Origin of the sequence: Mycobacterium sp. SMC-13, assembly GCF_045311035.1 — a bacterium.
In the GTDB taxonomy this organism is placed as follows: Bacteria; Actinomycetota; Actinomycetes; order Mycobacteriales; family Mycobacteriaceae; genus Mycobacterium.
In genome coordinates this window covers 289,842-308,814 of sequence record NZ_JBJIAI010000003.1, presented here as the reverse complement: position 1 = coordinate 308,814, position 18,973 = coordinate 289,842, and the positions used below count along the sequence as shown (strand labels likewise).

The 18,973-nt window shown below is 69.5% G+C and carries 15 protein-coding genes and 1 pseudogene; 7 read left to right on the top strand and 9 right to left on the bottom strand.

What is annotated here, in order from left to right; genetic code table 11:
* Positions 1-144 precede the first annotated feature (144 nt).
* Entirely contained in the window at positions 145-1,053 is a 909-nt protein-coding gene (cynR, locus tag ACJH6I_RS07650; RefSeq protein ID WP_212806980.1) for a transcriptional regulator CynR, read from the bottom strand.
* 104 nt (positions 1,054-1,157) lie between these two features.
* On the opposite strand from cynR, the gene ACJH6I_RS07645 reads away from it, so the two are divergent.
* The 5 genes from ACJH6I_RS07645 to usfY all read left to right on the top strand — a co-directional run bounded on the left by ACJH6I_RS07645 (position 1,158) and on the right by usfY (position 5,150).
* Positions 1,158-1,385 (top strand): hypothetical protein, encoded by a 228-nt coding sequence (locus tag ACJH6I_RS07645; RefSeq protein ID WP_244872772.1) that lies wholly within the window; start codon positions 1,158-1,160, stop codon positions 1,383-1,385.
* Positions 1,386-1,429: 44 nt separating this feature from the next.
* Positions 1,430-1,900, top strand: coding sequence for a cyanase (gene cynS / locus ACJH6I_RS07640; protein WP_212806979.1), 471 nt, complete (start codon positions 1,430-1,432; stop codon positions 1,898-1,900).
* A 120-nt stretch (positions 1,901-2,020) separates the two neighbouring features.
* On the top strand, positions 2,021-3,073 hold the full coding sequence (locus ACJH6I_RS07635; protein ID WP_212806978.1) for a hypothetical protein: 1,053 nt from the start codon (positions 2,021-2,023) through the stop codon (positions 3,071-3,073).
* A 355-nt stretch (positions 3,074-3,428) separates the two neighbouring features.
* Positions 3,429-4,745: an Ig-like domain-containing protein gene (locus ACJH6I_RS07630; protein WP_212806977.1), complete on the top strand. Its 1,317-nt coding sequence runs from the start codon at positions 3,429-3,431 to the stop codon at positions 4,743-4,745.
* 99 nt (positions 4,746-4,844) lie between these two features.
* Entirely contained in the window at positions 4,845-5,150 is a 306-nt protein-coding gene (usfY, locus tag ACJH6I_RS07625; protein WP_212806976.1) for a protein UsfY, read from the top strand.
* A gap of 11 nt (positions 5,151-5,161) precedes the next feature.
* Here usfY and ACJH6I_RS07620 read toward each other — a convergent pair whose 3' ends face one another.
* Positions 5,162-5,491 (bottom strand): GNAT family N-acetyltransferase, encoded by a 330-nt coding sequence (locus tag ACJH6I_RS07620; RefSeq protein ID WP_225433725.1) that lies wholly within the window; start codon positions 5,489-5,491, stop codon positions 5,162-5,164.
* Between the two features lie 18 nt (positions 5,492-5,509).
* Positions 5,510-6,475, bottom strand: a pseudogene (locus ACJH6I_RS07615) (pirin family protein); the annotation flags it as partial.
* Between the two features lie 83 nt (positions 6,476-6,558).
* Between ACJH6I_RS07615 and ACJH6I_RS07610 the strand changes: the two are divergent.
* Positions 6,559-7,029, top strand: a complete 471-nt coding sequence (locus ACJH6I_RS07610; protein ID WP_133425366.1) for a carboxymuconolactone decarboxylase family protein — start codon at positions 6,559-6,561, stop codon at positions 7,027-7,029.
* A 12-nt stretch (positions 7,030-7,041) separates the two neighbouring features.
* Here ACJH6I_RS07610 and recD read toward each other — a convergent pair whose 3' ends face one another.
* The 6 genes from recD to ACJH6I_RS07580 all read right to left on the bottom strand — a co-directional run bounded on the left by recD (position 7,042) and on the right by ACJH6I_RS07580 (position 17,857).
* Positions 7,042-8,748 (bottom strand): exodeoxyribonuclease V subunit alpha, encoded by a 1,707-nt coding sequence (recD, locus tag ACJH6I_RS07605; RefSeq protein WP_406783901.1) that lies wholly within the window; start codon positions 8,746-8,748, stop codon positions 7,042-7,044.
* A 41-nt stretch (positions 8,749-8,789) separates the two neighbouring features.
* Positions 8,790-12,095, bottom strand: coding sequence for a UvrD-helicase domain-containing protein (locus ACJH6I_RS07600; RefSeq protein WP_406783895.1), 3,306 nt, complete (start codon positions 12,093-12,095; stop codon positions 8,790-8,792).
* Positions 12,095-15,385: an exodeoxyribonuclease V subunit gamma gene (gene recC / locus ACJH6I_RS07595; RefSeq protein ID WP_212806971.1), complete on the bottom strand. Its 3,291-nt coding sequence runs from the start codon at positions 15,383-15,385 to the stop codon at positions 12,095-12,097. The genes ACJH6I_RS07600 and recC overlap by 1 nt, the downstream gene beginning before the upstream one ends.
* A gap of 47 nt (positions 15,386-15,432) precedes the next feature.
* A complete protein-coding gene (locus ACJH6I_RS07590) occupies positions 15,433-16,131 on the bottom strand; it encodes a crotonase/enoyl-CoA hydratase family protein (RefSeq protein WP_212806970.1) in 699 nt (232 codons plus the stop codon).
* Positions 16,132-16,206: 75 nt separating this feature from the next.
* Positions 16,207-17,043 carry a hypothetical protein gene (locus tag ACJH6I_RS07585; protein WP_318985728.1) on the bottom strand — a complete coding sequence of 279 codons (837 nt, stop codon included), beginning with the start codon at positions 17,041-17,043 and terminating at the stop codon, positions 16,207-16,209.
* A gap of 100 nt (positions 17,044-17,143) precedes the next feature.
* The gene (locus tag ACJH6I_RS07580) at positions 17,144-17,857 is read right to left on the bottom strand and encodes an MBL fold metallo-hydrolase (RefSeq protein ID WP_318985729.1); all 714 of its coding nucleotides are present in this window, start codon (positions 17,855-17,857) and stop codon (positions 17,144-17,146) included.
* A gap of 265 nt (positions 17,858-18,122) precedes the next feature.
* On the opposite strand from ACJH6I_RS07580, the gene ACJH6I_RS07575 reads away from it, so the two are divergent.
* Positions 18,123-18,962 (top strand): hypothetical protein, encoded by an 840-nt coding sequence (locus ACJH6I_RS07575; protein WP_318985730.1) that lies wholly within the window; start codon positions 18,123-18,125, stop codon positions 18,960-18,962.
* Positions 18,963-18,973 lie beyond the last annotated feature (11 nt).

Here is an 18,973-nt window from a genome sequence, read left to right as displayed (position 1 = left end):
CGGACGATTGTGCGGCACCACCGGGGCCTTGCCGCAAGCCCCGGGGTGTGCCATAAATTGAGAGTGGGAGGAACGTTCACGTCTGAGTTCCCCCGTGCGGCCGGCACGTGAATTGCTTTGCGCGACACGGCTTTCTTCTGACGATCACCCGGGCGGTGCATAGCCGCGATCTGCGACGAGTTCGTGCGTGAGCCGCACGAACGCGGATGCGGCCGCGCTGTGGTAGCCGCCGTCGCGGCGCAGGATCGCGACGGTCCGGGTCGGAATGGGCGGGTCCAGTGGCACCGGCGTGAGGTGCGGATGGTCGTGGGTGACGGCGTCCGGCAGCACCGTCGCCAGCGGCGTGCGCTGCACGATCTCGGTGAGGGCCTGGACGGAGTTGGCCTCGATGATGATCCGCGGGGCCACATGGTGTGCCGCGAAATAGGTGTCGATGTGGGTCCGGGTGAGGAAGTCACTGCTGAGCAGCGCCAGCTGGACATCGTCCAGCGCGCGGACCGGCAGGGGGACCGCCAGACCGGTGGCCCGCGGCCCACCGGCCACGAGGCCGAGGTGCTCGGTGAACAGCGCGGCGAACTCGATGCCGGGAACGGGAGCGCCGACGAACGCGATGCCCACGTCGAGATCGTCGGCGAGCAGGCCCGCTTCGATGCTGTCCTGGGACATCTCGACCACGGTCAGGGTGATCCCGGGATGGCGGGCGTACAGCTCGGCCGTCAGCGGGCCGATCAGATAAGTGATGAACGTCGGGGTGATGCCCAGGCGCAGGTGCCCGCGGGAGAGGTCTTGGACGTCCTCGATGGCCCGCTCGGCGGCGGCCAGTTCGCGGAGTGCGCTCCGGGCGCGCTCGGCGAAAGCGGCGCCGGCATCCGTCAGCCGGACCGTGCGGCCGCCGCGGTCGACGAGTTGCACGCCGAGCGTCGTTTCCAGCTGTTTGATCTGCTGCGAGAGCGTGGGTTGCGACACATATAGCTCCTCGGCGGCGCGGGAAAAATTGCCGTGTTCGGCAACGGCGAGGAGATACCGCAGGTGACGGAGCTCGAGTCCAGCCATGGCGCCAACTATAGATGCTGTCTATGGCAAGCGTGAAAAGTGGCTATTGGACGTTATAGGTGCTGTTCGTACATGGTGAATGCAGCAAGAAAGGAAACACCATCATGAAGAAGAACAGCCTCGGCGCCATGACAACCGGGTTGGCCGTCGGCGCATTCGCCGCGCTCACGATCGGCCTGGCCGCCCCGGCATCGGCCGACAACGGCGGGACGGTGGCACTTCCCGGCCCGGTTCCCGTGTACGCACAGGACACCTTCATCGGCGGTGCCAACCCCTACGTGCCGTTCGGCACCAACCCGATGGTGCCGTACGGCACCTGGGCGCAGCACTGACACCCGCTCGAAACACCACCCGCCCTCCGGAAGGAAGTCCCGTCATGATCCACGCACAATTCGACCCGACCGCCCGTCAGCTCCTCGCCGCCACGGCCGTCGAAGCCAAGACCCGCAAGGACCTGTCCTGGCAGCAGATCGCCGACGCGGCCGGCCTGTCGGTGGCCTTCACGACGGCCGCCGTCCTCGGCCAGCACGCGCTTCCGGAAGAGTCGGCCAAGGCCGTCGGTGAACTGCTGGGCCTGGACGATGCCGCAGTGCGGTTGCTACAGACCATCCCGACGCGCGGGTCCATCCCCGGTGGCGTGCCCACCGACCCGACCATCTACCGGTTCTACGAAATGCTGCAGGTCTACGGCACCACACTCAAGGCGCTGGTCCACGAGCAGTTCGGTGACGGCATCATCTCCGCCATCAACTTCCGGCTCGATGTGCAGAAGGTTGCTGATCCCAACGGTGGCGAACGAGCCGTCATCACCCTGGATGGCAAGTACCTGCCCACTGTGCCGTTCTGATTTCTCGCGCCGACTGCCCTAATATGGTTGTTGATGTCACGAAAATTTTCGCAACAGCAAATTCTCGTGGCAAACTAGACAGAGGCCGCTGGCAGTCGGCTTCGAGAGGATGGATGCAGCGTGGCGACGCACCTGCGCATGGCAGCGGTGACCTGGCTGGTCGCCGCACCGGTTATCAGTGTCGGCGTGGCGAGCGCTGCACCGATCGATATGCCGCTCTCTCCCAGTGTTTCTGGTGATGCAGGTGGGGACAGCTCGGGAACGTCGCGCCCGGGCCTGTCTTCCCTTGGGGACCTCCGCAAGGCGTTCGGCGGGCTGACCACCACCGCCACCACTGTCGGAACCGGTGCGCTCACCGGCTTCGGAGTCACGCCCTCTCCGGGCCAGCAACTGACGCCCAAATTCGGCGACGGCCGCAACGGCTCCAACATCTCGTCGGCGACGTCGTCCTCGAGCACGTCGGCCGCCCTGCCTTCGGGCGTCGTGAACACGACGCAGAGCGCACCGGCCAGCGAACCCGCGAGCATTGCCGAAACTCCCACCACCGCGCCGTCGGTCCAGTCGGTCTCCGTACCGTTGGCCGCGGCGAGTGCCGCGGCCGGTCAGACCGCACTCGTCGTGGCGGATGCGCCACTGGCGCCGGTGACGGCGCTGACGGGGCCGCTGCCGGCAGCATTGGGTGAACCGATCCGAACCGTGGCCGCGTTGCCGGGGTTTGCTGTCGCGCAAGCGCTGCCCGTGGTCGACGGGTGGGCCTCCGCCGTGGCCGAGCTGTCGTCGCCGGTCGGCACGCCGGTGACCGGAGTGCCGCGCGCCGTGTCCACCGGCCGCGACTTCGGGACCCGCGTCGAGCCCGTGGCATCCGGTGGGGCGCAGACGGATTCGCGTTTCGCCGGCCACTCCGGCGGCACCGGGGAACTGCCGGGGCGCGCCCCGGCACCGGCTGACCGGGTGTTCGCGGCCGACAACGCGATCGTCGCGGCGGCGCCGTACCGGGCCGGCTATTCCGACGACCTCCGCGCGGCCGGCCTGAGTGAGGTCGCCGCTGTCGCAGTTCCGGGTTTCACCGGCCTGTTGGTGCTGACCGGCGCCGGTGGGCTGATCGGCTTCCGGCAGGCCCGCGCAGGTCGCGCGATGCACGGCGGCACCCTCAATCGATTCGCGGCGCAGTAGCCCCGCGGCCCGTCCACCGTTCACGGCGCAGAGCCCGCTCTGCGTCGTGAATTGCTTTGTCGCGGAGGGTATTCGGCCGCGGGCGCGGTGGTGTTGCCCAAACATCTTGGCGGGCACCATCTTTGGCTGAATTGCCTGGTCAGCACGGCGCCGCCCGGCGGTGCTGAAATCACCGGGAATCTGGGCCTATCACACATCGGCGGGCGTTTGCCAGCCGACACGCCGAAGTGTCGCTCTGGTGAAATCGAGACGAGCTCCATCCGACGTGCAAAGAGCCCGGCCGACCGCTTACTCTGATGCAGTACCTCGAGTACATCCATCCGACAATCCCTGGCCGAAGCCGAACTTTGGAGCTGTGTTGACCTCATCCCGCCGTGTTCGTGGCGCCTGGCTGGCCGCTGCGTTGGCCGTCCTTGCCGTGCTCGGTGGGACCGTGGTGTCGTCGACGTCGCGCTGCCAGGAAGGTTGCAAGGTGGTCGCCGCGTCGCGCGACCTGTCCGTGTCGCAGCCCGCCGCTCCCGAGCCCGCCGTCGTGCGCGTCTCGCCGGCCGGCGGGGCGAAGAACGTCAGCCCCGCGGCGCCCGTCAACGTCACCGCGGCGAGCGGCACGATCACCGCCGTGTCGATGGTCAACGGCGCCGGAAAAGAGATTCCCGGGACGCTCTCGCCCGACGCCAAGACCTGGACGCCCGCCGAGCAACTGGGCTACGGCCGCAAGTACACGATGACCATCGAGGCGCGCGGCCCCTCCGGCATGCCGTCGCGGCAGACGTCGAGCTTCACCACGCTGGACCCCACCTACCAGACGGCGGTGTACCTCAACACCGTTTCCGGTGCGCAGCTGCAGGAGGGCGGGACCTACGGCGTCGGCGTCGTGGTCACCGCGCACTTCGACGAGAAGATCGAGGACAAGGCCGCCGCGGAGCGCAACCTCGTCGTCACCACCAACCCGCCGGTTACCGGCTCGTGGCACTGGGTCGACGACGCCAACGCCCATTGGCGGCCGGAGAAGTACTACGCGCCGAACACCACGGTCAGCGTCGCGGCCAAGATTTACGGCGTCCGGCTGGGCGAGGACACCTACGGCCAGCAGGACGAGCATGTCTCGTTCCGGATCGGCAACGCCCACGTCTCCGTCGCCGACGACCACACCCACCAGGTCAGCGTCTTCGACAACGGCCAACTGGTGCGCACCATGCCGACCTCGATGGGCATGGGCGGCACCGAGACGATCGGCAACACCGTCATCTCGTTCTGGACCCCGCCCGGTGTCTACACCGTGATGGACAAGGCCAACCCGGTGATCATGGACTCGTCGACGTTCGGATTGCCGACCAGTAGCCGCCTCGGCTACAAGGAGACCATCCCGTGGGCCACCCGGATCAGCCATGACGGCATCTACCTGCACCAGCTGAACTCCACCATCTGGGCGCAGGGCAAACAGAACACCTCGCACGGCTGCCTCAACCTGAACAGCGAGAATGCCAAGTGGTTCTACGACTTCTCCGTGCCCGGCGACGTCGTCGAGATCAAGTACACCGGTGGCCCGCCGCAGATGCTGAGCCAGAACGGCGACTGGAGCATGCCGTGGGATCAATGGGTCCGCGGCTCCGCCCTGCCGCCGCCGCCTGTGACCGCGGCGCCCGTCGCGGCCCCGCTGCCGCCGCGCTAGCTACCGCGCGAAGACAGTCGCGGCCAAGTGTGAACTATCTCACAATGACCCGGATTCGGGCGTAGCCTGAGGGCATCTTCGGCAAGGAGGGAGATGCGAATGAAGGGCGCACACCATGATCCGGTGGATCATTCCCGAACCACCCAGCCGCATGCCGGTGAATCCTTCATCGACACGTTGTGGCTGCCTGGCCTGGGCCTGATCGCACTGGGCATCGTCACCATCGCCGGCTTCGTCTTCGCAACCGCGTTCGGTCACACGGGGCTCGAGCTACCGCTCGGCCTCATCGCCGGCGCGCTGGTCACCGCGGGAGCGCTCGTCATCACGTTCGAGCATCTGCGGGTCAAGCGAGTCGAAGAACGGTGGCTGGCCGAACATCCCGAACGGCGTCTGCACGCGGGCTGATCGGCTGAGGCCTAGCGCGGCAGCAGCCGCAGAATCTCCGGCGTCCGCGGATCGAGGATGTCGTCGAAGTCGTGGTGCTTCTCGACGTACGCCTTGACCATCGGGCAGATCGCCACGATGCGCTTGCCCTGCTGCCGCGTGGTCGCCAGCGCCTGAGCGATCAGGACGCTGGCCAGCCCGCGCCCGCCGAACGCCGGATCGATCTCGGTGTGGTAGAAAACCCGCTGCTCGCCGTGCTCGATGAAAGCCGTCAGCCCCACGGGCTTTCCGTCGACCGCGATGCTGAATCGGTCGGCTTCCTGGGTCACCTCGACAGGTTCGCCGTTCTTGTCGGTGAGCATCACTCGGGCCTTTCCTCCGGTGGGTGGTTTCCGCGGGACCAGACGGGTGGTCGGTAGCGGGGGAGCGGGCAGCCGCGCCGGCTCACCCTGATAACCGAGGACTTCACCGAACTGTTCCGACTCGGCCTGCCATTGATTGCGGTATTCGACGATCTCGTCGTGCGTGCGTCCGACGAAGTTCCACCACATCAGCAGTTCTTCGGTGAACGGCGTGCCGCCGAGAATGACGGCCCGAGCCGGTTCGGTTCCGGTGTTGGCGAGGGTCAGACGCGTGGATCCGACGCCCTGATAGGCCATTTCGTACGGCTGGACCGGCGTATCGGCGACGGTCAGCGCGCCCTGGTCGAGCAGCACGGCGTGCTCGAAGGTGGGGTCGACGTCGAACTCGACGGTGGTGCCGGCGGGCAGATCGACCTGCGCACCGAGCAGCGGCGTATGCGTGTGCACCGGTGACCGCTGTCCGGCCAGCGTCCCCAGGAACACCGACACCGTGGCGCCGCCGAAGGAAACCGGCTGTGGCGCATAGTGGTCGAAGTTTCGGGGACCGTGGCGGGCGGCGTCGGGCAGTGCGACCCACAGCTGGACGCCGTGCAGGATCGTCGTCGCCGGCGTGGAGACCTCGGAGTGACAGATGCCGGCGCCGGCCGTCATCAGGTTCAGCTCACCGGGCCGCACCATCTCGTGGATGCCATGCGAATCGCGGTGCTCGATCTCGCCGCTGAACAACCAGCTGACCGTCTGCAGACCCGTGTGCGGGTGCGGCGGAACATCCATCCCGGCCTTGACGCGCACGTCTTCCGGGCCGTAGTGGTCGGCGAAACACCACGCGCCGACCAGCGAGCGGTCGCGCTGCGGCAAGGTGCGACGGACCATCATGGCCCGCGGCCCGCCCAGCGGCACCTCACGCGGCTCCAGAATCTCGATGCGGTTGGGAGGCCCGGCGGCACAGTCGTATTCGACGGGGTCTGCCTCAAGATTGCTCACGATTCGCCTTCCCGGCTGCGTACCATCGTCGCGTTCGCTCAGACCATACCCGCGCCGGTCTGGCCACAACCTGAAAGTAGGCAATGGACACCACCGAACCGGGCCCCGCGCACGTACACATCGACAAGCAGTCACCCCACGCCTACCGGACACTGGTGGCGGTCGCGACCGCGGTCAGCAAGACCGCCGCCGAGGCCGGGTTGTCGCCGGCGCTGGTGGAGCTGATCAACACCCGTGTCTCACTGATCAACGGCTGCCCGTCGTGCCTGGAGATCCATCACCGCCGCGCGGTGAAGGCCGGCGTGACCGACAAACAGCTGGCAACGTTGCGCGCCTGGCGGGACACCGAGCTGTTCTCGGAGCCGGAACGGGCCGCGCTGCGGCTCGCCGAGATCACCACGACGTTGCCCGACCACGACACCGCCGAACGCGAATACGCAAGGGCGCGAGCGGTACTGAACGACGACGAGATTTCGGCGGTGATCTGGGTGGCCACCGCGATCAACGCCTTCAACCGGGTGTCGATCCTGAGCCGGCACCCGGTGCGGCCCTGAGCACGGGCTGTCCTAGGTACTGGCCCGCAACCGGTCCCGCAGGCCCGACGCGCGTAGCGCCTGCCGCTGTACCGCGGCCCGCACCTCGTCGGCCGACCCGACGATGCGCACCTTGTTCTTCGCGCGTGTGACGGCGGTGTAGAACAGCTCGCGGGTCAGGAGCCGGGAGTCGGCGGGCGGCAGGATCACCGTCACCTCGTCGGCCTGCGAGCCCTGGCTCTTGTGGATGGTCAGCGCGTACATCGTCTCGACGTCGGCGATCCGGCTCGGTGAGAACCGTTGCGTCGCAGTCGCACCCGCGATGTAGACCTGCACGCCGTCCGGCCCGCTGGCGACCAGGCCGGTGTCGCCGTTGTAGATACCCAGCGCGTAGTCGTTGGCGGTGACCAGCAGCGGGCGGCCCGGGTACCACGGCGACCACGTGGCCTGCCCGGTCTCGTCGGTGATCCAGCGCTCCACCTGACGATTCCAGTGCCGCACCCCGTACGGCCCGTCGCGGTGCGCGCACAGCAGGCGGTGTTCGTCCATGGCCGCGAGCCCCTCGGGGCCGGCGCCCAGTACTGCGCATGCCCGCACCCTCAGCGCGTGACCCACCAGCACCGGGCGCAGCGCCGCGGCCGGCTCGGCATCCTCGATGAACTCGATGGCCGCATCGCCGGCCCGCAGGAGAGCGAGCACCTGATCGGCGTCACCGGACCGGATCGCTTCGGCCAGCCCGCCGATCGCCGCCCCGAAGCGGTGCGTGGTGCGGAGCGCGGCGATCTTGATGGACGGGTGGTCGGCGAGGCCGTCGACCAGATCGGCCAGCACGGCACCCGCCTGCACCGAGGTCAACTGGTCGGGGTCGCCGACCAGCAGCAGCCGGGTGTCGGGCCGAACGGCTTCGAGCAGCCGGGCCATGAGTGTCAGCGACACCATCGAGGTCTCGTCGACGACGACGACGTCGTGCGGCAACCGGTTGCCGCGGTGGTGCTTGAACCGCGAGGCGCTGTCGGGACGTCCACCGAGCAACCGGTGCAGCGTGACGGCCCGCAGCCCGCTGAGCCGGTCCCGGTCGGCGGTCTCGAGTTTGGCCACCTCGGCCGAGACGGCCTCCTGCAGTCGGGCTGCGGCTTTCCCGGTTGGCGCCGCCAGCGCGATCCGCAGCCGGCCCGGGTGCGCGGCCTGCGCGAGGAGCGCGAGCAGCCGGGCCACGGTCGTCGTCTTGCCGGTGCCGGGACCACCGGTCAACACGGTTACCGGCTGCGTCAGCGCGAGTTGCGCGGCGGCCCGCTGCTCGGCGAAACCCGGTGGCGGGAAAAGCCGTTCCAGTTCGCCGTCGCCGACCGACTGCGCTGCCTGCGCCGACCGCGCCAGCAGGTCGGTGCACACCTGCTGCTCCTCGCGCCAGTAGCGGTCCAGGTACAGCAACCGCTCGTGCTCCAGCCGAATGGCCTTGCCCGCCAACGGACTGGCCGCGACCGCGGCGACCAGCTCGGCGGGTGCCGGCCAGGGCAGGTCACCGCCGATGTCGTCGGCGACGGTGGTGAGGTCGACGCACACCGAGCCTTCCCGCAGCGCCCGAACGGCCAGCGCGACCGCGAGAGCGACGAGCTCGTCGGACTCGCTTTCCAGCGCGCAACACCGCTGCGCCACATGGACATCTGCGGCATTCAGCACGCCGGCGGCGTTGAACGTCGCCAGCAGCCCGGTCGCCGCAGGCACCTGCCGCCAGTCCATGGGGTCGGGCAGCCGGTCCGGCGCTGCCTCCGGCGGTGTCGTCATGATGTCGCCCCGTCCAGGAGATCCGACAGCCGGCCCACCAGCTCGACCGGGGGCTGCCAGCTGAACACGCCGCACGGGTGCCCCTCGACCAGGGGAGTCGCCGCGCCGCACATGCCCCGCACGAACAGGTAGGCCACGCCGCCCAGATGCCGGGCGGGCGCGTAGCCGGGTAGCCGCCACCGCAGGAACCGGTGCAGCACAACCGAATACAGCAACGCCTGCAGCGGGTAGTCGGAATGCATCATGGCTTCGGCGAGCCGGGGCGCCGTATAGTCCGCCGCGGTGTTCTCGGTGCCGAAGTCGCCCAGCCGGTTCGTCTTGTAGTCGACCACCAGATACTTGTGGCCGCCCTCGTCCGGCACCCGCAGCACAGCGTCGATGGAACCCGACAGATAGCCGTGCAACCGCTGGTGCCCGAGCGGTTCGGCCTGCAGCCGCGCGCCGTAGACCGACAACGGATCTGACGCCGGCAGCAGCTCGCTCACCAGCGCGCCGACGTCGCCGAGCCGGATGTCCCGCGCGACGTCGGCCCGGTCCTGGCCGCCGCCCAGCGGCATCTCGAAATCCAGTTCCCGCAACCGATCCCGCAAGCCGATCTGTCGCAGCGTCAGGCCCGGCGCCAACGGGCCGAGCGGAGTGTCGTGCATCGGCACCAGGGCCGGCGCCAGCTCACCGATCGGCACCTCGACGTTCCACAACCCCGCCTGCTCGTCGATCCGGGCCGCCAGTTCGGCCGTCAGATCCGGGGACAGCGGGTCGGCGCGTTCGAGCACGGCGTGCACCAGCGAGCCGAACGCGGCGCCGGCGGGCAGCTGCGCCATGGGCGACGGCAGGTCGCCGGGCAGCGGAGGCGGCGCCTCGGGGACGACGTCGGCGGATTCGTCATCCCGCAGCGCGGTGTCCGGTTCGCTGCTCACCGCCTGCCCGTCGTCGTGCACGACGCGCACCAGCGCCGAGTACGACGTCCGTCGCCAATGCGTGTCGATGCTGCGATGGAAATGCCGCACGTCCAGGTCCGCGGGGGCCTCCGGCGCCGGCGGCGACATCGGTGCGACGGGCTCGGCCGCCTCGACCACCGGACCGCCCGCGTGCTCCCACGCGGTGAAGCACGCCATCGCGTCGTCGTCGGAAAGTGTCTGCGGGACAACGCAGTCCGGTACCGCGGTGGCACCGGGCCGGCGGCCCCGCAGCAGCCGTGACAGGCCACCGTTCTGCTCGTCCCGCGACGGCGCCCACCACGCCACCACCTGTGACTGTGCCCGGGTGAGCGCGACATAGGTCAGCCGGACGTTGTCGCCGGCCGTCTCGGCCAGGCCCGCCTGCTCCGCCGCGGCCCGGTCGGTGGCCCCGGCACCACCGACGTGAAGGCACCGCGCACCGTCGGCGTCGTGGAACCGCAATACCGTGTCGGCCTTGACGAACCGGTTGAACCCGAACGGCAGATAAACGACGGGGAACTGCAGCCCCTTGCTGCGCCACACCGTCATGATCTGCACCGCCGCGGCGTCGCTGTCCAGCCGGCGGTTGCGCTCGGCCGGGCCGGCGCGGTCCTTGATCTGGCGGCGCAGCCAATCACGCAGGGCTGGCAGGTGATGACGCTCGCGATGGGCGGTTTCGTGCAGGAGTTGGCTGACGTGCGCGAGGTCGGTCATGTGCCGTTCGCCGCCGCGGTGTCCGAGTACCCGCTCGGGCAGGCCCAGCGACACCGCCGCCTCGAACACCGCCGCGATGCCACGGTCCCGGGCCAGGCCGGCCCACTGCCGGATGGTGGTGGTGATCTGGTCGGTCAGCTCGTCGCCGCCGGCGGCCAGATCGGCCGCGCGGTGACCGAAGAACATGGTGGTCGCGGCGGCCCGCACCACGCCACTGCGGTTGGGGGTGTCGAAGGCATCGAGCAGGCGCAGCCACTCCGCCGCTGCGGTCGAGGCGAACACGTCGGTGTCGCCCGAGTACACCACCGGAATGCCCAAGTCCAGCAACGCATCCCGGCACGGGACGGCGTCCAGGCCGCTGTCGACGATCACCGCGATGTCACCGGCGGTGAGCGGCCGGCCGTCGAACTGCGCGCCACTGGCCAGCAGCACGGAGATGTCGGCGGCGAGATCCTTGGCGATGTAGGGCCGCAACGTCCCGATCGGGACCATGCGGCGCTGGGGCGTCCCGAACTCCGTACGCGCGACGACCCGCAGCCGGAACGGGTCGTTGCGTGGCGCTCCTGTGAGCCGGTGGCGGTCGGTACGCGCCTCGACGGGGTGCACGACGATGTCGTCGTCGCCGAGGGCCGCGCCCTTGAGCACGGTCTGCAGCCGGTTCACCAGAACCTTGTCGCTGCGCCAGTTCTCGGCCAGGGTCAGCCGTTGGTCGGCACTGCGCGCGGCATCCAGGTAGGTGACGATGTCGCCGCCGCGGAACGCGTAGATGGCCTGTTTGGGGTCGCCGATCAGCACGACGGCGCTGTGCCCGACGAAGGCCCGCGAGATCACCTGCCACTGCACGGGATCGGTGTCCTGGAACTCGTCGACCATGACGATCGGCCAGCGCCGCCGCATCCGGTCGCGGGCCGGCGCGTCGGGCTCCTCCAACGCGGTGGCGAGCCGGCTGAGCAGGTCGTCGAAGCTCAGCACCCCCAGCCGGCGCTTGCGGCGTTCGAGTTCCTCGAGCACCGCCCGCGCGAACGACAGGCGTTGCGCCGCAACGCTGTCGGGATCGGCGGTCTCGGGCCGCAACTGCGCGCCGGGATCGCCGACGACGCGCTTGGCCAGATCGAGCGCATCGGCGAAGCTCAGCGCGGGCTCGTCGCGCTGGTCTCCGTAGGTCGTGAGGTACAGGTCGGAGACGATCTCGCCGACCAGATCGTCGAGGCTCTCCACCAACTGCGCGCCCGAATCGGTGTCGCCGGCGATGCCGAGGGAACGCAGCACCAGCCCACAGAACTCGTGCGTGGTGGCGATGGTCGCGGCGTCGAAATCCGACAGCGCGTCGCGCAGCCGGGCCCGGCGCAGCACCAGTTCGTCGGGCGCGACGTCCGCCAGGTGACGGATCAGGTCGTCGTCGTCCCCGGACGGATCACCCAGGGCGGCAACGGTCCTCACCAACTGCGCCCGCACCCGTTCGCGCAGTTCGCGGGTGGCCGCCCGGCTGAAGGTGATCAGCAGCATCTGGTCCAGCGTCGCGGCACCCTCGGCGACATACCGCGTCACCAGACCGGCGAGGGCATAGGTCTTTCCGGTGCCGGCGCTGGCCTCCAGCACCGTCGTCGTCGCCGGTTCCGGCAGCGGGCCGAGCAGATCGAACGCGTCCATCAGACCCGCCGTTCCGCGTCGAGCAGCGGCTGCCACAGCCGGGCCGCGTAGGCGCCCAGGCGCGTGGTCTCGCCGCGGACGGCGAGCTCGTCGGGTCGCGGCGGGTCGAGCAACACGTGCAACGGCGCGGCCGGCCCCCAGACCTCCACGTATTCGGCACCGTCCTTCTCGAACCGCCATTCCGACTCGGCGCCCCGCTCCGGTACCGGGTCGTCGAACAGCCGCGCCCGCGCCCACTCCAGCGACGTCTTCAACGGCAGGGGTAGCGGTTCGCGGCGGCCCGCGTCGTAGATCGCGACCAGGTCCCGCAGCACCGAAAGCGGTTGCTCCGGAGGCCGATACCCCATGGCGTGCACGCCGCCCCGTGGGCCGCGGCCGATGCAGTACGCCTCCCATTCGCGTTCCGGCGCACCTGCCGCCAGCGCCACCAGGGTGACCCAGGCCTGCAGCCGGTGCTTGGCGCCCAGCTTCGAATAGGTGACCGTCACGGTGCGGTCCTGCCACACCGGCGCGACGGTGCCGGTGAGCCTGCGGCCCTGGCCCAGGTCGACGTCGATGTCCAGCGCACTCGCCTCGCCGCGTTGCAGCGTCCGGGCGGCGGTTGCCAGTTCGAGGGCCTCACCGCGGATTTCGTTGGCCTGCCGCCAGCCGAGCCGGCCCGGGGGCAGCGTGCCGCGCCGCCACTCGGCGCCGATGACGAAGTCCGGGTCGCGGCCGATCTTCAGGTCGTCGAGCATGCGTTCCCCGACCGCCCACTTGCCGAGGCCGTCGATGGCGACCGGGATGGCATCGGACAATTCGTCGGCGTCCCACGGCAGCGTGTAGTCCAGTGCCCGGAAGAACCCCTTCACCGGGTTCGCGAAGAACCGCAACAGTTCGGCGAGTTCGACGTCACCGCAGGGCGATTCGTCCAGCGGGCCGTCGATGAGCCGCGGCTTCGGCCGGCGCTCGCCCAGGACGGCCCTGGCCCCGCGCAACGCCGCCGGGTCGTAGGTGAACGGCCGGTCGGGTACCAGCTCGTCACAGGCGACGGTGCGGATGTCGAAGGGCTGCAACGGGTGGTCGGCCACGATGCGGTCCCGGACGGGTTCGGTCGTGGTCCGGTCCAGCGCGTCGAGCAGCTCCTGTACCGGGACCGCGGGCGGCCGGTGCTCGCCGGAGTGTTCGTCGGTGCCGGTGTAGGTGACGACCAGGGTGTCGGTGGCCGCGCAGATCGCATCGAGCAGCAACTGCCGGTCTTCCGAACGGATGTCGCGTTCACCGGTGAGCGGGCGACGGGCCAGGACGTCGTCACCGTCGGCGATGTTGGTGCGCGGAAAGACGCCGTCGTCGAGCCCGACGAGGCACACCACGCGATGCGGCACCGAGCGCATCGGGACCATGGTGCACACCGTCAGTGTGCCGGTGCGGAAGTTGGCGCGGGTCGGGCGGCCGGCCAGCTGCCGGCGCAGCAGGGACCGGATATCGGGCAGCCGCAGCGTCGTGCCGGACCGAGAACCCGCGTGGGTCAACACTTTCGCGAGTTCACGGTCGAGTTGCGCCTGCTGCCACTGCTCGTCGGGGCCGACGCGGGTGAGCTGCGCGACGCCGTCGCGCAGGATCTCCACCCAGCTGTCCAGGGGCTGCGCGCCGGTGAGCCGGTCGACGACACCGCACAACCGCTGGACGTATTCGGCCAACCGGCCGGCCAGTTCCACGCGGTTCGAGTCGACGTCGTCGAGCGGCAACGCGGTACCGAGCCAGCCCTGCGAATCGTCGGACATCGCGGCGCCGACGAGCAGTCGGTCGACCCCGAACTGCCAGGTGTTCTGCGGGTATCGCTGCAGCGCGTACGGGGTGCGGTGCGCCGCGTCGAAACCCCACCGAATGCCCGCCGCGCCAACCCATTCGGTGAGGTCCACGAGGTCGTCGTCGCCCCACGCGAAGCGCCGGCGCACCGGCTCGCTGTGCGCCAGGCTCAGCACCGCACTGGCGGTGGCCCGGCCGTCGGCGATGTCGAGCAGCTCGGCCAGCACCCCGAGCAGGGGATTGGTCTGGGTCAGCGCGCGGTCGGCCAACCGGACCCGCAGGCTCTGGGCCGGGTGGCCGAGGTCGGCATGCTCGCCCGCCCCGAACGCCGCGGTGATCAGCGGCGCATAGGTTTCGATGTCGGGGCACATGACCAGGATGTCGCGCGGCTGCAGGGTCTCGTCGTCGTCGAGCAGGCCCAGCAGCACATCACGCAGGACATCGATCTGCCGGGCCGCGCCGTGGCAGCGATGGATCTGCACGGACCGGTCGCCCTTGGCCAGCCGGCGCCCGCCGGGCCGCACCTCGTCGGCCGAGATGTCGGACTGCAGCCGGCCCAGCAGCGTGTCCGGGAATCCGCTGCGGGGGTGGAACCGATCGGACTGCGCGGCTGGCAGGCCGCGTTGCAGCTCCCGCAGATCGCGGCCCAGGGTCTGCAGCAGGGGGTGGCCTACCCGCAACCGGCTGCTGTCCTGGCGCCGGAGCTCCTGCCCGCGCAGATCGGACAGCGCCTGCCACAACGGGTCGCTGGGGTGCGGCAGCCACAGGTGCAGATCGTGGTGGGTCGCCAAGGCCCCGAGCAGTTCGAGATCTGCCGCGGGCAACCGGGTGTGCCCGAACAAAGACAGCCGCGGGGGTAGCTCGGACGGCGAATCGACCAGCCGGGCAATGGTTTTCGCCTGCCGCACCGGGGGCGGGTCGGCAGCGACACGTTCGGCGGTCGCGCGCCACAGGTGCGGTTGCCACCGCAGGTCGTCGTCCAGCCGGCCGCCCGCGCCGTCGGACTCGCCGCCCGTCAGCCAGTCGGCGAGCATCGCCGGCCGGGCTTTGGCGTAGGTGTCGAACAGGCCCGCCAGCCGCCGGGCCACCGCGTACCGACGGCCCTGCCGCAACTGGGTCTCCTCGGGATTGCCCAGCGCGGTGTAGCCGAGGTGCGCGGCCAGGGTGCCCGCCCAGGGGTGGTTTGCGCCCAGCTCGTCGAGCACCTCCAGCAGCGGCCACACCAGGGCGTCGGGCTCCCACGGGTTGTCGTCGGCCGTCCCCGTGATCTCCGCGAGAAGCGATGCGGGGGAGCGGAATTCGATACCCGCACACACACCGTCGTTCGCCGTGCCGCGGCCGAGCGCATGGGACAGCTGCTGGCTGAGCCAGCGCTCCATACCGCGGGCGGACACCAGCACCAGCTCGGAGGCGAACGGATCCGCCGGCGGTTCGGCGAGCAGTGCACCCAGCCCGGCGGCCAGCGCGCCGGTGTCTTCGGCTCGGTGCAGGTGTAGCGCCATCGGACCACCCTAGGTCGGCGTACCGACAGCTTTGTCGATGTGTGGCGTTACCCGGCGAACTCGGCGGCCAGACCGTCGATGCCGGCCTGGATCGCGGCCAGTCCGCCGGCGCGGGCCTTGAGCTTGCTGGCCAGGTGATGCTTGGGGTGCAGCGTCGCGGCGAATCCCGCGGCCACCTCCTGGGCGCGGCTCAGCACGTGCTCCTGGTCGACGATCTCGTCCACCCAGCCGGCCGCCCGGGCTTCCTCGCCGGTGAACGTGGCGGCCAGGCCGACCGCCCGCTGGAAGGCCGAATTGGTCAGTCGCAGCCGGAGGATTTCGATGCAGGACTGCGGCACCGTCATGCCGATGGCCACCTCGTTGGCCTGGCACCGCATCGTGGCCGAGCCGACCCGATGGTCACCCGAGCACAGCAGGAACGAGCCGCCGGCGATCGCGTGTCCGGTCGCGGCGATCACCACGGGGACGGGGAAGCGCAGCAGCCGGGCGTCGAGTTCGATGCCGCCGCGCAGCATGGCGAACCCGGCCGCCGCGTCACCCGAGCCGAAGATCGCGAGGTCGAACCCGGCACTCAGGACCCGGTTGTTGCCGGCGATGACGACGGCCTTGACATCGTCCGACTGCTCGGCCTGATCCAGCGCGGCGTTGATGTTCTCCTGCATCGTCGGGCTCAGGACGTTGACCTTGCCGTCGTCCAGCGTGATCGTGGCAACCGCATCGGTCACGGAGTAGGTGACGGTGCTCATCGGTTCTCCCTCGGTCGGTTCCCGGGCCGGGAACAGGTGTGAGCCGATGCTAGACGTGCCTTCGGTGGCGTCCTGTCAGTGGACGGCGTTGCGGTGCCGGCCCTTGGGGCCGTCGTCGAACCACTGGATTTCCAGTTCCGTGGTCTCGTCGGAAGCGCGGCTGCGCCAGCGGTCCTGCGTCTCGCGGACCGCCCGGTTCATCCGGTCGATCTCGGCGCGGAAGACGTCGGGCTGCGTCTCCTTGGAGGCGTAGTGGAAGTACGTCAGCACGCTGCGCAGCAGTTCGAGCTTCTGCTTCTCGCGCTTGGCGAGGTCGTGCGTCGTCATCAGCTCCAGGCGCTGCACCGGCTGCAGTGCGGCCCAGTCGAGCACCGCCTTCGACTCGAACTCGCGGGGCTGGCGCCCGAAGCGGGACTTCTTGCCCTGCACAGGCGCCGGCGCGTCGTAGTAGGTCAGCGTCCCCTCGAATCGCGACCGGATGGAGCCACCCAGCTCCTCTCGGCTGATCGCCGAGTCCCAGATGGTTCGCCACTCCTGCCCCGGAGCCAGGACCGAGAGTTCGCTGGGCAGTCGCAGCTCGGTTACATCGAGCTCGCCGTCGTGGTCGGAATCCTCGTAGATGGCGACCGTCGGGTGATGCGTGAAATCGAACGAGATGTTGTGCGCCGCGGTCTGCCCGAAGTTGCGGACCACGAGCTCGATCAGATGCCAGTCCGAGGCGTGCGGCTCCATGAACATGGTCACCTGCGGGCGCACCTGATCCTGCTTGAGCTGGCGATTCTTGGACAGCTGGCGGTTCACCACGATCAGTACGACGACGCCGAACACCAGTGCGGCCCACGCCGCGATGGCCAGCCAGCTGCCTGATCCCAGGCCTGTCAGGTCGTCCCAGCGTTGAGATATCCAGTCCACCGCGCCATCCAGTCGTCAAGTCCCGATCGGTTTTATCCGACACTGAGACTAATATTCGCTGGTTGACTTGTACAACGGAGAGCGAAAGGTAGCTGCGCCGCTAGCCACCCATGAGCATGCGCCACTGGTCCAGGTCGCGCGCCCGATAGACGTAATTGGTGCGACGGACGTCGTCGAGCGGCGCGCTGGGTTCGGCGGAATACCAGTGCCCGGGGAAGACCGTCGGATCGCCGGGCAGGGCGGCCAGCGCCTGCAGGCTGCGGAACATGTCGTCGACGTTCCCGCCCGGGAAATCGGTGCGGCCACAGCCCTCCAGGAACAGCGTGTCGCCGGCCACCAACCGGCCGTCGAGCAGGAAGCACTGGCTGCCGGGGGTGTGCCCTGGGGTGTGCAGCAGCTCGATCGGCACCGCTCCCACCTGCACGACGTCGCCGTGCTGGTGCGGCGTCAGCTCCGACGGCGCGATGCCGGTGACGCGGGACACCCAGTCCGACTCGTGGGCGTTGACGTGCACCGGCACGCTGACCCGCTCCAGCAGCTCGGCCAGGCCCTTGAGCTCGAAGCCCATCATCGAGCCGCCGACGTGGTCGGGGTGGTGGTGGGTGACGAGCACGCCCGACAGGTGCATGCCGTCGCCTTCGAGGACGTCGACCAGATCGCCCGCGGCGTAGGCCGGGTCGACCACCACGCAGTCGCCGGTCTCCCGGTCGCCGATGAGGTAGGCGAAGTTGCGCATCTGCTGGGCGATCGGGTCCGTCGCCGCGAAGTCGCGACCGGCGAGCAACTGGCGGAAATACAGGCGGTCATCAGGCATGCCGACAGCCTAGGAGGGTGGTCGGCTCGCGTTGAAGTGCGTGGCTTCAATCTCCGAGCGCATATCTCGTGCCAATTGAAGCCGGGTACGGATTTCGGGTGCGCGGCGTCCCTGACGTCAATCACGAGGGGTTGGCGCGCTCGCTCATTGAAGCCAGGGACTTCGCGGGGGCCGAGCAATCCACAGTGCGACGTTCATCCACAGATCGAACCCAACGACGGCGTGTGGGCGCCGCAGCGTCGGAGGCCGCCGACAACATCGCGTCATGGGGGTATTCATCGGCAGCGAGGCATTGGCCGCGGGAAAGGTCACGCGTAATGACCTGCGTCGGCACTACAGGCGCATGTTCCCGGACGTCTACGGACCGTTCGAGCCCACCGTCCGAGATCGCGCTCGCGGTGCGTGGTTGTGGTCCGGCCGGCGGGGTGTCATCACAGGCGTGGCGGCATCGGCGCTGCATTGGGCGAAATACGTCGACGACGACGTGCCGATCGAGATGCTCTGGCGCAACGGCAACCCGCCGAGCGGGCTGATCGTACGGAATGAGGCGTACGCCGCGGACGAGGTCACCACGTATGACGGGATTCCGGTCACCACGCCGGGGCGGACGATCTTCGACCTGGGCCGCCACCTCGACCGGGATGCGGCGGTCGCCCGGATCGACGCACTGCTGTGGGTGGGCCGGGTCGGCGCCGACGAAGTTCAGCCGCTCATCGCACGGTATCCGCGGGCGCGCCGTCTCGCTCAGCTCGGCCTGGCGCTCGAGCTGAGCGACGACGGGACCGAGTCGCCGCAGGAGACACGGGTGCGGTTGCTGCTCACCGACGCGGGTATGCGCCCTACCGACACCCAGATCCCGGTTTATGACGGCAATCGGTTGATCACCAAGTTCGACATGGGCTGGAAGCACCTGCTGGTCGGAGTGCAATACGACGGAGGCCACCACCAGACCGATCGCGAGCAGTGTGTCCGCGATCTGAAGGCGCTGCCGAGGCTCGAGGCGCGGAACTGGATCGTCATCAGGGTGATCAAGGAGGACACCGACGATGACGTCCTGGCCCGGGTCGCGGCAGCGTTGTACCGCCGGGGGTGGCGGGCGGCGTAGACGTATCTGAG

What these genes read in the sequence shown, in the direction of transcription:
- ACJH6I_RS07575 (WP_318985730.1), top strand. Translation starts at nt 18,123, where the DNA reads ATGGGGGTATTCATCGGCAGCGAGGCATTGGCCGCGGGAAAGGTCACG.
- ACJH6I_RS07590 (WP_212806970.1), bottom strand. Translation starts at nt 16,131, where the DNA reads ATGAGCACCGTCACCTACTCCGTGACCGATGCGGTTGCCACGATCACG.
- cynR (WP_212806980.1), bottom strand. Translation starts at nt 1,053, where the DNA reads ATGGCTGGACTCGAGCTCCGTCACCTGCGGTATCTCCTCGCCGTTGCC.
- ACJH6I_RS07600 (WP_406783895.1), bottom strand. Translation starts at nt 12,095, where the DNA reads ATGGACGCGTTCGATCTGCTCGGCCCGCTGCCGGAACCGGCGACGACG.
- usfY (WP_212806976.1), top strand. Translation starts at nt 4,845, where the DNA reads ATGAAGGGCGCACACCATGATCCGGTGGATCATTCCCGAACCACCCAG.
- ACJH6I_RS07620 (WP_225433725.1), bottom strand. Translation starts at nt 5,491, where the DNA reads ATGCTCACCGACAAGAACGGCGAACCTGTCGAGGTGACCCAGGAAGCC.
- recC (WP_212806971.1), bottom strand. Translation starts at nt 15,385, where the DNA reads ATGGCGCTACACCTGCACCGAGCCGAAGACACCGGCGCGCTGGCCGCC.
- ACJH6I_RS07645 (WP_244872772.1), top strand. Translation starts at nt 1,158, where the DNA reads ATGAAGAAGAACAGCCTCGGCGCCATGACAACCGGGTTGGCCGTCGGC.
- ACJH6I_RS07580 (WP_318985729.1), bottom strand. Translation starts at nt 17,857, where the DNA reads ATGCCTGATGACCGCCTGTATTTCCGCCAGTTGCTCGCCGGTCGCGAC.
- cynS (WP_212806979.1), top strand. Translation starts at nt 1,430, where the DNA reads ATGATCCACGCACAATTCGACCCGACCGCCCGTCAGCTCCTCGCCGCC.
- recD (WP_406783901.1), bottom strand. Translation starts at nt 8,748, where the DNA reads ATGGACTGGCGGCAGGTGCCTGCGGCGACCGGGCTGCTGGCGACGTTC.
- ACJH6I_RS07610 (WP_133425366.1), top strand. Translation starts at nt 6,559, where the DNA reads ATGGACACCACCGAACCGGGCCCCGCGCACGTACACATCGACAAGCAG.